Origin of the sequence: Parabacteroides sp. PF5-9, assembly GCF_029893105.1 — a bacterium.
In the GTDB taxonomy this organism is placed as follows: Bacteria; Bacteroidota; Bacteroidia; order Bacteroidales; family Tannerellaceae; genus JARXWG01.
This window is the reverse complement of the sequence record NZ_JARXWG010000002.1, coordinates 141157-155984: the sequence shown is the minus strand read 5'-3', so window position 1 is coordinate 155984 and position 14828 is coordinate 141157. Positions and strand designations below refer to the sequence as shown.

Genomic DNA, 14828 nt, shown 5'->3' with positions numbered 1-14828 from the left:
GTGTTTTATAAATGAAAAAGTAGCGTTTGTTATTTCCACTCAGTGACTGTTACATTACGGAACTGAATATCTTTCCCTTCGCTTTGAAGACCGATATAGCCACTTTTAACTTTATTTGTTCCGGTGTTTTGATAGATACCATTGACATATACGGAAATAGTACCGTCTTTGACCCAGATGTTGGCTTCATTCCATTCGCCTACCGGTTTTTCGACCGAGCCGTTAGCTCTTTCGACAACGGGGAAAGCTGGACGTGCAGTTCCCGGACGTTGGTGGAACTCAAAAAGGTCTGATCCGCCTAGGCAAACGAAGTCACCGGCCTTTCCTGCTGCCAACTGTACTTCTATACCATTCGGGAATGGATTTCCATCATGCGCTTCAGCTATCAGAACGAATATTCCACTGTTAGTCGCTTCCGTCGGATAGCGCCATTCGACATGGAGTTTATAGTCACCGTATTTTTCTTTCGTGTACATATAACCGAAAGGATTTCCGGCAATATGGATCACTCCATCTTTTATTGAAAACACCTGATCGGCTGGTTTGGAGTTTTTGTCAACAATAAAATTCCAGTTCGACAGATCTTTTCCATTGAAAAGTTTGACAGTTTTTTGTGCTTGTGTTTCGCTGTTGAAACTGCATAATGCAGTGATAACTGCCACAAATAATAACATTCTTCGTTTCATGATTGAATTTTATGAGGTTAATCAACTATTAATTTACGATAACGAACCCGTTTGGGCGCTACATCTCCCAGTTGTTTGCGTTTATACTCTTCATATTCCGAGTAGGTTCCTTCGTAATAGACCACATTCGAATCACCTTCAAAGGAGAGGATATGTGTACAGATACGGTCTAGGAACCAGCGGTCGTGGGAAATAACCACGGCACAACCGGCAAAACTTTCCAAACCTTCTTCCAATGCGCGTAACGTGTTCACATCGATATCGTTGGTCGGCTCATCTAATAAGAGCACATTTCCTCCGGCTTTCAATGTGAGCGCCAAATGTAATCTATTTTTTTCTCCTCCGGAAAGAACACTACAAAGTTTTTCCTGATCAGCACCGTTAAAATTGAATTTAGAGAGGTAAGCACGTGCATTTACTTCTTTGTTACCCACTTTGATGAGTTCCTGACCGCCGGAGATGACTTGATAAACCGTTTTGTTCGGGTCGATATCTTTATGGGTCTGATCAGCATAACCGATCACTGCTGTTTCACCAACTTCAAAGTTCCCTTTATCGATACTTTCCATGCCCATGATCATTTTAAACAAGGTCGTTTTACCGGCACCGTTTGGTCCGATCACCCCGACAATACCATTGGGCGGCAACATAAAACTCAGGTCGTCAAACAATAATTTGTCTCCGAATGCTTTTGCCACTTGTTGCGCTTCGATTACTTTGTTGCCCAAACGCGGTCCATTCGGAATGAATATTTCCAGTTTTTCTTCCCGTTCTTTCTGATCTTCATTTAACAGTTTCTCGTATGAATTCAGACGAGCTTTCCCTTTGGCATGACGTGCTTTGGGAGCCATACTGATCCATTCCAACTCACGTTCGAGAGTTTTCCGGCGTTTGCTGGCTTGTTTCTCTTCCTGCGCCATACGTTTGGTTTTCTGATCTAACCAGGAAGTATAGTTCCCTTTCCAGGGGATACCTTCTCCACGATCGAGTTCCAAAATCCAACCGGCAACATGATCGAGGAAGTAGCGGTCGTGGGTGATACAGATCACTGTACCGGCGTATTGTTGTAGATGTTGTTCCAACCAATCGATCGATTCGGCATCCAGGTGGTTGGTCGGCTCATCGAGTAGTAATACATCCGGTTGTTGTAACAACAAACGGCAGAGTGCTACACGGCGACGTTCTCCTCCTGATAATGTTTCAACAAGCTGTTCTTCAGGTGGGCAACGCAATGCGTCCATCGCCCGTTCCAAGCGGCTGTCCAGGTTCCAGGCATCCGTTGCGTCTATCTTATCCTGCAACTCCGCTTGACGATTGATTAATGCATCCATTTTATCCGGATCATCCAGTACTTCCGGGTCACCAAACTTTTCATTGACCTCTTCGTACTCTTTTAGGGTGTCAACGATATCCTGAACACCTTCTTGTACAATCTCTTTAACTGTCTTTCCGGATTCCAACTGCGGATCCTGTTCGAGATAGCCTACGGAATAACCGGGAGAGAAGACCACTTCGCCTTGATATTCTTTTTCAATTCCTGCAATGATCTTGAGCAGCGTCGATTTTCCGGAACCATTTAAACCGATAATACCGATTTTAGCACCGTAAAAAAATGAGAGATATATATTTTTTAAAACTTGTTTCTGGGGCGGATAGATTTTACTTACGCCTACCATCGAGAAAATAACTTTTTTATCGTCAGCCATAATATTTTAATAGTAGTTGGTAGTTTGTCGTTTTGTAGTGAGTACGAATAAATTGATCGTGATTGATTAGATGTTTGCGTACAAAGATACGAAAATAAAAAAGAGACCAATACTTGCATGGTAAAAATATAACGTCTATCTTTGCACCCGTATTTAAAAATACACCGGCAGATTTGCTAGCTCAGCAGGTAGAGCACATCCCTTTTAAGGATGGGGTCCTGGGTTCGAACCCCAGGCAAATCACCGAGGTGGATCACAAGAAACACCAAGAAAAAAAGAAATTCAACGTAAATCCCTGATTTCCATGCGAAGTCAGGGATTTTCTTTTTGTGCCAACTGGCAGAAAAATGCAGAAAAAAGCAAGTCTTTCATGTCCAAATCGTGGGACTTTTGAGATTTGCAAAAAGTCCCACGATTTAGTATCTATTTCGCTGAATTACAGATTTTTGCACAGCGTATTTTTGGAGGATATAAAATAACTTTGTATCACTAAAAACGATGTAAAAATGAAAAGAAAAACATTCAATGTGTTGTTTTTTATCAGAAAGAACAAACTAATGAAGAACGGAGAAGCCCCTATCTGCCTACGTATTACGGTAGAAGGTAGAATGTCTGACATCCAAATCAAACGAAGTGTGCCTATTGAACTATGGAATCAAGCCAAAGAGCATGTCATTGGCAAAGGAAAGATGGCAGATGAATTGAATAACTACATTACGTCCATTCGGATAAGGCTATTCCAGATACACCGTGAACTGGAAGAGAACGGAAAGGCAATCACTGCTGACAGAATAAAGAATATCTACATGGGGAATGACGATACCAAGAAGACCCTATTACAGATTTTCTCGGAACACAATGCTCAATGCCGCCAGTTGATAGGTAAAGACTTTGTCGCTAAAACTGTCCAGCGATACGAAACGACAGCCAAGTATCTGGGCGAGTTTATGCAAAAACGGTATAATATAGCAGATATTTACCTTAGCGAAGTTACCCCTTCTTTTATTCAGGATTTTGAAGTGTTCCTGAAAGTCGAAAAAGGATGCGCACAGAATGCAGCTACTACCCGGTTGAAAAACATAAAGAAAATGTTCCGCATTGCAATGGAGAATGATTGGGTAAAGAAGAACCCTTTTGTTTCAGTTAAGTTCAAACGGGAAGCAACTCACCCAGAGTTCCTAACTATGGATGAAATACAAACAATTGCCGCAAAAGAAATCACAATCAAAAGGGTTGAACAGGTGCGAGATGTCTTTCTTTTTTGTTGTTTCAGCGGGTTATCGTTCAGCGATGTACAGCAACTATCCAAAGAGCATTTAGTCAAAGATCGTGAGGGAAAGACTTGGATACGGAAAACACGGCAAAAGACTAATAATATGTGTAACATTCCATTGCTCCCGATAGCATTGCAGCTAATAGAGAAATACAGCACTTATTCTGAATGTGTTGAAAGCGGGTTATTATTCCCTGTACCGAGCAATCAGAAGTATAATTCATACTTAAAGGAAGTGGCTGATATATGTGGAATTACGAAGCACGTCTCGTCGCATGTAGCGAGACATTCCTATGCTACTTCGGTGTGCTTGGCTAATGGTGTGAGCATGGAAAATGTGGCTAAAATGCTTGGACATTCTGATACTAAAATGACAATGCATTATGCGCGGGTATTGGATAGTTCCATTATGAAAGATATGGAGGGAGTGGAGAAACTATTATCTGCCCACAGCGCATTAACATTCAAAACTACAGGGTAATGGAAATGGGAAGTATAAAAATAGATTCCACAGGGGTAGAGATTACTCCTGTGGATGGTGCAGTATGGCTAACCCAACATCAAATAGCTGATCTCTTCGGATGTTTTGTATCCAAAGTAAATAGTAATATCCGTTCAATACTCAAAAGCGGAGTACTACGGGAATCGGACGTTTGCCGAACCTACCATTATAAGAATAGTAATTTCGTGGAGCAGTACAATCTGGAAATGATTATTGCTCTTTCGTTCCAGATTAAGTCAAGGAATGCGGAAGTGTTTAGGAAGTATTTGGTTCAAAAATCTCTAGGAAATGAGGATACAATAAGCCTTATACTTCCACTTCATATAAAGGATATCAATAAATTAAACTAAATTTGTAGAACTAAGTTGTGGAGATTTTGGCACAACAAAAAACAGAAATAAAAATGGCTAAAAATAATTTAGATGTGCAAGGTAATCAGGTTAAGATGCTGCATATCAATAATGCAGATTACATATCAATTACCGACATTGCAAAAATACGCAATCCAATAGAGCCAAAAGATGTAGTAAAGAACTGGATGCGAAGTAAAAATACGCTGATGTTCTTGGGCTTATGGGAAAAATTAAACAATCCAAGCTTTAAGGGGGTCGAATTCGACCCCCTTATGTACGAAGCCGGTACAAACGCTTTTACAATGAGTCCAACACGTTGGGTCGAGTTGACGAATGCAGTTGGAATTATCACCAAAAATGGTGCGAACGGTGGAACTTATGCACATAGAGACATAGCTTTCGAGTTTGCTTCATGGGTTAATACTGAATTTAAGTTATATCTGATTACCGAGTTTCAACGCCTCAAAGAGCATGAGCAGCAGCAACTTGGCTGGTCAGCCAAAAGAGAGTTGTCGAAAATCAACTACCATATCCATACTGATGCGGTAAAGCGCAATCTTATACCAGAGGAACTCACTGCTCAACAAATATCCATTGTGTATGCCAGTGAAGCGGATGTGCTTAATATGGCTCTTTTCGGTGTTACAGCCAAGCAGTGGCGTGACGCAAATCCGGATAAAAAAGGTAATATCCGTGACTATACTACCATAAATGAACTTATTTGCTTATCAAACATGGAGAACATAAATGCCGTTTTGATAAACGAGCAAGTCCCGCAATCCGACCGCTTACTAAAACTCAATCAGATAGCCATCCAACAGATGCGAGTATTGCATGAAGTGGATAGTCGTAAGTTCTTAAAATGACACAGTACTATATGCGAGTATAGGATAGCTCTATAATGAAGGATATGGAAGAGGTTGAAAAATTGCAATCTCTAAAGATTACAGGGTAATAGCTTTCATTTACAAAAGAATGTGGCTGTCCCAAAAAAATACCGATTTAGTAAAATAAAAAAACACCCGGTACAGTATGCTGTGAGGGTGTTTTTTTATTTTCGACTTTTGGGACAACCCTGTTATCTTACGTCATTTTGATCATTTTTTTCTGGTTATTTGCCCATTGAATGGCTTCTGCCATATTCTTTACTCCAATTCGATAAAAAATTTGTTTCTTATGATATTTGACTGTATTAACGGAAATTCTAAGCTTATCTGCAATCTCCGCTTCTGTTTTCCCATTACTTGCTAATTTTATAATCATGTTTGCCTTTGATGTTAGTTTTTGAGTTTTCACTTCAACAAATTTCAATGATGAAGGAATTAACTCATAAACAGTTCCAGTATCAAGCATCTTTATATAAGTATTGCACGGTTTATTCTGAATTGAGTAGTGGTTTAAAACACATAACGACAAACGTAAATTTCCGCATTCAGTCATATCCAGAACGCTTAATTTGAGATTCATTACGGTAGTATAATTTTCTTTTTTTAATTTGAAATCATGAGTACTATAGCAGTGTTTCCGCCTCTCTTCAGGGAGAGAATAAAAAAAGTCTAGTATCATGAAATTTACTTTTGCAACCCTATGAAACTCTTTGGGACATATATAATTATCCAAGAAGTCGAACTTCAAGTGATTGTTTTTCGCTGCTTTTAGACCAAAGAAGGTAAAACATTCCTGAGTTGCATATAGTATCTGTTTGTTTTGACAGTCGATGATAAATGCATTAATATCCATCAAATTCTCCATTGTTTTCAAGCTTTGGATAAAGCATTGATTTCTAATGAAATAATCCCCTTTGTCATCGTTTGTGAAAATTGCGCAGGGATGCTCCTGCATAAAATGAAGTCCCTCCATAGTTCTGCTTATCATATTGTTAAAGCCACAAAGATACAAAAAGCCTACACATAAGTGTAGTTTTCCTTGTTAAGATTTTAATTCTCCGTAGTTTTGCACAAAATAGGGGAGTGTTAAGTTTATATTGGTTAAACATTAATTTATTCATTAAATCAAGTGTATTAAAATGAGAGTCTTGTTAATTATAATATCGTTTGCCATTTTTATGAGCTGCGACGATAAAAATGAAGAAGCAAATGAATATGTATTAACAATATTCGGTAATACCAGAGATAACTTTTCAAAACTAGGTGAAGAGAAAGAATATTTTGTCCTATTTGCAGCTAAACCTGCTCTGAGTGAAAAGGATGCGGAGGTACTTTTGAAATCTTCCCGTATAGATTTCAGGGCCGACAATGGAATTTTTAAGTTTTCAGATTATACTGTGATTGGAAATAGCATAAATTTCAAAGTTTTGTGTACGGAGAACCTGACGGAAAACATTATTAATGACAAACTCCGTATTACAATTTCAAACAGTTATTTCTCTCTTGAAGTAAGTGACGACCTTAAACAAGCGGGTTCAGACATACGCTATGAGTATAAAATAGAATCAGAAGTAACAGATTCATACACAATACCAGCCGAAGGAGGATTATACAATATCCCAATAAGAAGCAAACGACTAACTTATCTTAATAGTAATCTGGCATTTGAAGAACCTTATAGTCTGAAAGGTATCCGCTATGTAAGTAGCTGTGTAAATATTGGGTGGGGGCATTTTGACCGTATTTATAAACAAGAAACCACAGGTGATTATATTATTGAATTGATTGCTGAAACCCCATACAATATAGAAGGTGACTATCTTTGGAAAGTGATATTGCAAGATGAAGAAGTACCTATTTACACATTAAACTTATTACATACACAAACACCTGGTGAAGAGTATTATATAGGTGGAATAACAAATTACGAAACTTATATAATTGAAGAATAACTCATGAGAAATTTATGCTGAGAATCAGCACTTTTGACTGAACTTCAGTCAATTAGCAGTAATTCAGAATGTTAAAAACGACCTGTGTCCAAATATTTAATACATAGCATTGCGATGTATTGATAATTTTATTATATTTGCCGCATGGATAAGGAATTTATAGAAAAATGGAAGTCACAAGTGAAGAAAGGTACACTATCTTTCATCGTTCTTAACTTGCTTAAACACAAAGAAATGTATGGGTATGAAATCATCGAACATATTTCAAAGACTATCTCGATAGACATTGCTGAAGGGACTCTTTACCCATTGTTAAATAAGTTGAAAGCTGAAGAACTTGTTTCCTCTAAATGGGTAGAACAATCTTCTGGAATCCCCCGTAAATACTACACACTAACTAGTATAGGCATATCAACCTTGTCAGAAATGGCAGATTCTTGGAATCAATTGGAAGAATCAATAAAAAGCATATCAAAATGAAAAATATAGAATTGTCAGATAAAAATGCAGCTCTATTATATGATAAATATATAGAAGATGTTAAGCGAATAATTAATATACTCTCGAAAAAAGATCAAGACGATATACTTATGGAGATTAATAGCCATATATATGAGTCCATGCAACGGAAAACTTCTGATTCTGAAATAGATAAAATAAGAGAAACGTTAGATAAACTGGGTGACCCTTATAAATCTTTTGCTACATTAGTAGCTGATCGCAAACTGTTACAAGCAACAAGGACTTTTAATCCATTACATGTAATAAAAGGCTTATCGTTAAATTTGTCTAATGGATTTATATATATATTATTCAGTATTTTATACTTATTCCTATTTTGTTTTATTTTTTTGATTTTCGCAGAGATAGTATATCCACATAATACAGGGTTGTTTATTGGAGAAAATGAAACGCATTTTGGTTTCATTGCTAATATAACAGACTCCTCTTTAACTGAAGTATTAGGTAATTGGTTTATTCCAATAGTATTTTTTGCAATGGTATCTATCTACCTGATTGTAACGCTTTTATTGAAATTGAAATATAAATTTAGTCATAAAAAATAAAAAATTTATTCGTATACATAGGTTTGCTATGTATTTTGAGTTAAGGTAATTAATAATAAATTAACACAAAGGAATCATGAAAAGACTGTTTTTTTTAGTATTTGTACTATTGCTTTGGACATCTTGTTTGAAAGCCCAAAATTCAAACATACTTAAATTAGATAGCTTATTTACTGCTATCGAAAATTACAACAAAGGGATGGGAAGTATATCAATTTTTCATAATGGCGAAGAAATATATCAAAGGAGTTATGGATACGCCAATGTTGATAATCAAATAAAAAATAATGCTAACACAAAATTTCGTATTGGTTCGATAAGTAAAGCTTTCACGGCTACTATTATCATGAAACTGATAGAAGAAGGTAAACTTACATTAGCTTCTAAGCTATCTGACTATTACCCACAGGTGAACAATTCGAATAAAATAACTATAGAACACTTATTGCAACATAGAAGTGGTATCCCAAACTTCATTGATATGGAGGATTATATGGTATGGAGTTTAGAAACGCAAACAAAAGAAGAATTACTGAATCGTATTACATCTGGCAAAGCATCCTTTGAACCAAATGATAAGTTTGAGTATTCAAACTCAAACTATGTATTACTAACACATATTGCAGAGGATGTTTCTTCTAAAAACTTTTCTGATTTACTTAATGAAATCATTATTATCCCATGCAATTTAAATAATACTTATGTAGGTGGAAAAATCAATTCAAATAAAGAAGAAGCTTATTCATACATGAAGTTATCTGCCAATTGGGTAATGGCAAAGGAAACGGATATGAGTGTTCCTTTGGGTTCTGGTTTTATAGTATCAAACGCTTATGATTTAAACAAATTTCTATATTGTCTGTTTTTGAAAAAAATAGTAAACCAAGAAAGTCTTAATCGTATGATTTCATTGAAAGATAATTTTGGTTTAGGTTTATTTCAAGTTCCTTTTCATAATAATATTGGCTATGGACATACGGGTGGGATTGACGGATTTCAGGCAAATGCTTTTTATTTTCCACAAGAAAATATGTCTATTTCTTTAGTTGAGAATGGTGTTGTTTATATGCTTAATAATATTGTTATAGGTTGTTTGAACATCTATTTTGGAAGAGATTACAGTCTTCCACAATTCTCTAATCCTATAGAGATAAATACGGAAGAACTAGATAAATACCTTGGTGTTTATTCATCTCCAGCGTTACCTATTAAATTTGCAATAACAAAGAAGGAGAATACTCTTATTGTCCAAGGAACTGGGCAGCAGGAATTACCCTTGGAATGCATTAGTAATAATGTATTTCAATGTGAGGGAGTTGATTTAGTTTTGAAATTTGTCCCTGAAGACAACAAAGTGGTTTTGGAACAGCTAGGAATGACTTTTGAAATGTCAAAAGAGCTACAATAAAATAATAAATAATTTATTCCAATTAACGTAAATCATTCTGTATAAAACAGGGCTTCGGTCTGATTCTTAATATCACATTAAATTATATGTCTATGAATGAGTTATTTAAAACGAGGCTGATCAGTTTGTTGTTTGAACCTTCATTGCGAGTAATAAACAAAGAAATGCGAAGTGCCTATGGAAACTTTATCGAACAGATTTTCTGTTAAATCATATATCAAAAAGTAATCATTGTCAATTGAATTCAATTTTGGAACTAACAGACAAACGAATATACCAACTTCTAAAACATCCTTATCAGATTGATAAATCGATAGTTGAAGAGATGACTTCTGCATATTTGGATTTTGTAGAAGAATTATTTGTTTATCTGAATGAAGGAAAAGATAATAAGATAATCATCCGTAAACTAAATACGGCTCAAATAGAGTTTGCGACAATGAAAGCATTTGAGCAATCTATTCCTACTGAAAACAACAAATTAAAAATTGTCTTCTTAGACAAGCTGACAACTCTAATAGACAAGGAACTTGAACTGCTTTACCGGCAGATGGAATATCCAAAGTTCTTTATTAATATTGAGTCAGAATGGAAATCTCCAATCTGTGTGAACCCCGAAGAGATTAAACTAATTGATATAATGGAATTGGCTTGTGGCTTTTTCTATCTCATAGATGGATTTCAACGCATTGACAACAAAGAATTACACTTAATCGATGTTACACGCCTATTCGAAAAAATGTTGAATACCAATCTGGGCGACATATACAAGAAAGAAGAAGCCGTTATTAAGCGCAAACCAACTAAAATTACGGAATTTTTGGACAGGTTGAAAGCTGCCATTATCCAGAAAAGTAAGGATGAGGGTTATTGGCAAGCCTGAAAAATAGAAAAATTTCATACTGAATATCAGTGAGATGTAAATTATTTATAGGGGAGTAGGTGTACTACTACCCCTATTTTTTTGCTTCGTTCTTCCGTTCTTTGCTTCGTCAATGCATTGGACATAAGTAGTATTAATTTGAAAAACGAAGCAAATCATGTATATAAACAACGAAGATTTTGAAAAATGGATGGATAAGCTATCCAAGAAATTGAATGATATAGGTCAAGATCTGAAATCGCTCATTAACACTAAGGAAGTATTTGAGCCAGACGAGAAACTGCTCGACAATCAGGATTTAGCTTTTCTCTTGAAAGTATCATACCGGACTTTACAGCGATACCGAAGCAGTAAGAAATTACCTTTCTTTATGATAGCTCATAAGACATATTACCGAGTGAAAGATGTCCGGGCTTTCGTTCGTGAGCATATGGATTTTCAGACCTATCGCAATTTTGAAAAGAACCACCCGGAGGAGGAAAAGGACAAAGACTTTGAATGATTCTGCTTTTTTACGCTTTAAGCAGAATAGAGCAAATGAGTGAAGGCTTGTTTTGTTTAACGCCTTCAAGTAATGGCTCCGCATTTAGCAGAAATAACCTCGCCTCCCGGCTCTGTTCGTTTCGCTAAATTAAGCAAGAGGGAACTGGACTTCGTCCTGTTCTTCCTCTTGCCCTGCGGGGCAAAGCCTTCGGCTTTAGTGCTTTAGCATAAAGCACAGTTATAACACTTGCTATAACTCGAATTGATATACAATTCTATCAGAGCAAGTTAGATATATGAATAGCTATAAAATAGTTATAACTATGACCAAACAGAATAGAAATATCATATTTACTACAATAGGCATAGAGCAGGAAACAGATAAGCTAATAAAAAAGCTCTGTAAACGCTATTCGCTGAAAAAGGGAGAAATAGTAAAACTGGCTTTTCTGTATCTAGAGAAAGCCCATATCAATCCTGCCGATGCTCCCGAGTCTGTTAAATCGGAACTATCCAAGATAAATAAACGACAGGATGATATTATACGCTTCATTCGCCACTACGAAGAAGAACAACTCAATCCGATGATCCGGGCAAGCCATTCTATAACTACCCGGTTTGAAAAGGTGGTAACAGAACTATGCGAATTGATATCTTCGGAGATTAGTAGTTCACGGGAATTACAGGATAATGTTCTGAAAAAAGTAAACGAAGTATTTGGGCAACACGCCGGAGTGATTAACAACCAAGCCAAGCAAATAAATAATCTTTCTCAAACGCAACAAAAAGAGAATAAGAAATTTTTGCAACTGATTTCCCTTTATTCGGAACTGGCCACTTGCGGAGTAATGGACGGCAAACGGAAAGAAAACCTAAAGGCTGAAATAATTAACCTAATAGATGAGAAGTAGATGAATATAGATTTCCCACCACCATCCAAAGGAACGTATAACAATGCAGGTAGTAGTCGGAGACTATGTCGTTATCTGGAACATGAGGATATGGAACGCATGGAGCAGGTAATCTATACCGAAGGCTTTTTCAATCTGACAGACGATAATATCTACAAATCACAGGTTATAAAAGATATAGACAGCAATATCGGTCAACTCCTGAAAACGGATGCCAAATTTTACGCTATCCACGTCAGCCCATCAGAAAAGGAACTCCGGTCAATGGGCAATACCGAACAGGAGCAAGCCGAAGCCATGAAACAGTATATCCGGGAAGTGGTTATTCCTGAATATGCCAAAAACTTTAACAAAGGATTATCAGCAGAAGATATAAAATTCTACGGTAAGATACATTTCAGCCGGGACAGGTCTAACAACGAACTGAATATGCACTGTCATTTGATTGTTAGCCGGAAAGACCAATCCAACAAAAAGAAACTATCTCCGCTTACTAACCACAAGAATACCCAAAAAGGGACAGTCAAGGGCGGTTTTGACAGGAAGAACCTGTTCCAACAGGCAGAACAAGGATTTGACAGGTTATTCGGCTATCAACGGCAACTAACCGAATCTTTTGAATACTATAACACGATGAAGAACGGCAGTATTTCCAAACAACTCGATATGCAGGAACGGCAAATTTCCGATGAAAGAAAAGATACAGATATGCAAACAGGCTTGTATGCGGATAAGCAGGCGGAAGTGACTGAAAACAAGGTTGCATATAAACAAAACAATAGTATTTCAGATAATACTGAAAATAAGCAAAGTTTTAATCTCCCCGATTTTGCTCTATCCTCTGTATTAGGCTTGCTTACTCCTGATGTGAACAATAAAGAGGAAGAACAAATTCCGATGAAAAGAGAAAAGAAGAAGCCCAAACGAGGCTTTAGAAAGTAGCATAATTGTTGCTCTTTTTTTCTTTCTTTTATGTTATTTTTATACTTTTGCAAATAGTATCATCACAAAATCAATGTTTTATGGCGGATTTAGAGAAGAAAGTTAAGATTGTAAATCTGGTAGGCAAAGTGAAAAATGGAAGAAAAACAGAACCAATCAATATAACAAGAGATTTATATAATCATTTTTTAACGAATTTACCTCAATATTTATTGGATGTACACAAATATACAAACGCCGATAAAGAAGAGAAAGTTCAACTTAGGATTAAAACAAAAGAAGATACAGGTGAAATAGAGTCACTATATAAAGGTTCAGAAGTAAATCAATGTATATGTGGAGTAGTAGAAAAAGGGATAACAGGAAAACGTAAATTCATATTAGATAGCAATGAGAACAAGCTAGTAGGAGAAGTTAAACCTTCTGAAGCCGTATTGTCTCCAGTCTTTTTTATACTATTTTTTTCATCGAAATTGAATTCTTTATTCATGATTACAGAAAATGATGCATCAGAGAATATCTTTTCTGATATAACATCTGCAATTAGATCATGTCTCATTGCTCACTTGGGAACTGATAAAATCACGATGAAGAGTGAAATAGTTTTGGGGCATGAAAAATTAGTTGATTATATCAAAGAAGGGGAATATTCTCAAATTAAAATTAAGAGAAAAAATGTTCCTGCAGATATTGCAGATCGGATATATAATATAAAAATTGAAGAGGACGAAGAATGCACAATTGAAGTTAAAATAAGCACAAAAAAGAAAAAAATAGCAGGGTTATTGGTTGAGAAAATAAAAGCAATTGGAACTGATGGATATTCTTCTTTTAAAACAATGGAAGAATTAGAACCATTGGGCTTAAGTGAAGACTCAGAAATTGTTATTGATTCGACTTTAAATGGAAATAAAAGACCTATTTCAATTTCAAAGTTAAAAACACCAAATATATCTCAAATAATAACAGTTTTAAAAACAGATGAAGGATATGCGGATTTTATATCTATGGAGAATGAATGCGTTAGTTTATTTAAGGATATTGTAGATTATGTGTAAATGAAATTTATATCAAGCAAAATAAATATAGCAAGAATTATAAAAAGCCATATTTCAACTTTAAAAAGCATTAATAAGTTGAACAAGGCGGATGCTTGGACATTTTATATTATTCCTTGCATTATTTCGATATTTTTAGGTTTAAAGATAGAAATAACTAATAGCTTAGAAAGTTTGCTTGGAGTCATTTTATCTATATTTATTGGCTTGTTTTTAAACTTGTTAATGTTGCTTATTTCGTACTCTCCGCCAGATGGCATAGATGAAGAAAAGAAAAAAATACTTGTCGCAACAAAGAAAGAGAGCTTTTATAATGTTTCATATATTATACTCGTTTGTATAGCAGAATTATTTTTATTACTAATATTTACCTACGTGAAAGAAGTAGAGTATATATCAAACATTTTATCTTTTTTCATATTTTTTCTTTCAATCCATACTTTTCTTTCATTACTAATGATATTAAAGAGAATATTTGCTCTTTACGACAACACAATATAAGGCTTAGAATTAAACTTTTGATAAGCTGTGATAAATAGGGCTATAATGTTTATTATTTATTTGATTTACAAAGATACACTCCGGCAATAGAACACCAATACCAAGCCGCAAGCGGTTTTTATAAATTTCTTCCTTTTCGCTTGCGAAAAGAGTAAATTTATAAAAAGTATTGTCTTATCTATTCCCTTCATGAATAGAATGTATATCAATTAAAAA

At 35.6% G+C, this 14828-nt stretch carries 16 protein-coding genes and 1 tRNA gene; 14 read left to right on the top strand and 3 right to left on the bottom strand.

What is annotated here, in order from left to right; all coding sequences use genetic code 11:
• Nucleotides 1–29: 29 nt before the first annotated feature.
• Nucleotides 30–686 (bottom strand): DUF1080 domain-containing protein, encoded by a 657-nt coding sequence (locus M2135_RS02005; RefSeq protein WP_280746900.1) that lies wholly within the window; start codon nt 684–686, stop codon nt 30–32.
• Between the two features lie 17 nt (nt 687–703).
• On the bottom strand, nt 704–2392 hold the full coding sequence (gene ettA, locus M2135_RS02000; RefSeq protein ID WP_280746898.1) for an energy-dependent translational throttle protein EttA: 1689 nt from the start codon (nt 2390–2392) through the stop codon (nt 704–706).
• Nucleotides 2393–2562: 170 nt separating this feature from the next.
• Here ettA and M2135_RS01995 point away from each other — a divergent pair.
• The 4 genes from M2135_RS01995 to M2135_RS01980 all read left to right on the top strand — a co-directional run bounded on the left by M2135_RS01995 (nt 2563) and on the right by M2135_RS01980 (nt 5386).
• Nucleotides 2563–2635, top strand: a tRNA-Lys gene (locus tag M2135_RS01995).
• 263 nt (nt 2636–2898) lie between these two features.
• Nucleotides 2899–4146 carry a site-specific integrase gene (locus M2135_RS01990; RefSeq protein ID WP_280746897.1) on the top strand — a complete coding sequence of 416 codons (1248 nt, stop codon included), beginning with the start codon at nt 2899–2901 and terminating at the stop codon, nt 4144–4146.
• Nucleotides 4146–4517: a protein-tyrosine kinase gene (locus tag M2135_RS01985; RefSeq protein ID WP_280746896.1), complete on the top strand. Its 372-nt coding sequence runs from the start codon at nt 4146–4148 to the stop codon at nt 4515–4517. The genes M2135_RS01990 and M2135_RS01985 overlap by 1 nt, the downstream gene beginning before the upstream one ends.
• A gap of 53 nt (nt 4518–4570) precedes the next feature.
• Entirely contained in the window at nt 4571–5386 is an 816-nt protein-coding gene (locus M2135_RS01980; protein WP_280746895.1) for a KilA-N domain-containing protein, read from the top strand.
• Between the two features lie 217 nt (nt 5387–5603).
• Here M2135_RS01980 and M2135_RS01975 read toward each other — a convergent pair whose 3' ends face one another.
• Nucleotides 5604–6380 (bottom strand): helix-turn-helix transcriptional regulator, encoded by a 777-nt coding sequence (locus M2135_RS01975; protein WP_280746893.1) that lies wholly within the window; start codon nt 6378–6380, stop codon nt 5604–5606.
• A 166-nt stretch (nt 6381–6546) separates the two neighbouring features.
• On the opposite strand from M2135_RS01975, the gene M2135_RS01970 reads away from it, so the two are divergent.
• From M2135_RS01970 to M2135_RS01925, 10 genes are all read left to right on the top strand, one after another.
• Entirely contained in the window at nt 6547–7359 is an 813-nt protein-coding gene (locus M2135_RS01970) for a hypothetical protein (RefSeq protein WP_280746892.1), read from the top strand.
• 144 nt (nt 7360–7503) lie between these two features.
• Nucleotides 7504–7839: a PadR family transcriptional regulator gene (locus M2135_RS01965; RefSeq protein WP_280746891.1), complete on the top strand. Its 336-nt coding sequence runs from the start codon at nt 7504–7506 to the stop codon at nt 7837–7839.
• The gene (locus M2135_RS01960; protein ID WP_280746890.1) at nt 7836–8426 is read left to right on the top strand and encodes a hypothetical protein; all 591 of its coding nucleotides are present in this window, start codon (nt 7836–7838) and stop codon (nt 8424–8426) included. Before M2135_RS01965 ends, M2135_RS01960 begins: the two co-directional genes overlap by 4 nt.
• Before the next feature lie 76 nt (nt 8427–8502).
• Nucleotides 8503–9834: a serine hydrolase domain-containing protein gene (locus M2135_RS01955; RefSeq protein WP_280746889.1), complete on the top strand. Its 1332-nt coding sequence runs from the start codon at nt 8503–8505 to the stop codon at nt 9832–9834.
• 247 nt (nt 9835–10081) lie between these two features.
• Nucleotides 10082–10717 (top strand): RteC domain-containing protein, encoded by a 636-nt coding sequence (locus M2135_RS01950; RefSeq protein WP_280746994.1) that lies wholly within the window; start codon nt 10082–10084, stop codon nt 10715–10717.
• Nucleotides 10718–10874: 157 nt separating this feature from the next.
• The gene (locus M2135_RS01945; RefSeq protein ID WP_280746888.1) at nt 10875–11219 is read left to right on the top strand and encodes a helix-turn-helix domain-containing protein; all 345 of its coding nucleotides are present in this window, start codon (nt 10875–10877) and stop codon (nt 11217–11219) included.
• Between the two features lie 304 nt (nt 11220–11523).
• Nucleotides 11524–12111 (top strand): BfmA/BtgA family mobilization protein, encoded by a 588-nt coding sequence (locus M2135_RS01940; protein WP_280746887.1) that lies wholly within the window; start codon nt 11524–11526, stop codon nt 12109–12111.
• Nucleotides 12112–13053 carry a DUF5712 family protein gene (locus tag M2135_RS01935; RefSeq protein WP_280746886.1) on the top strand — a complete coding sequence of 314 codons (942 nt, stop codon included), beginning with the start codon at nt 12112–12114 and terminating at the stop codon, nt 13051–13053.
• Nucleotides 13054–13133: 80 nt separating this feature from the next.
• Nucleotides 13134–14111 carry a hypothetical protein gene (locus M2135_RS01930; RefSeq protein WP_280746885.1) on the top strand — a complete coding sequence of 326 codons (978 nt, stop codon included), beginning with the start codon at nt 13134–13136 and terminating at the stop codon, nt 14109–14111.
• On the top strand, nt 14112–14612 hold the full coding sequence (locus tag M2135_RS01925; RefSeq protein ID WP_280746884.1) for a hypothetical protein: 501 nt from the start codon (nt 14112–14114) through the stop codon (nt 14610–14612).
• The last annotated feature ends 216 nt before the right edge of the window (nt 14613–14828 follow it).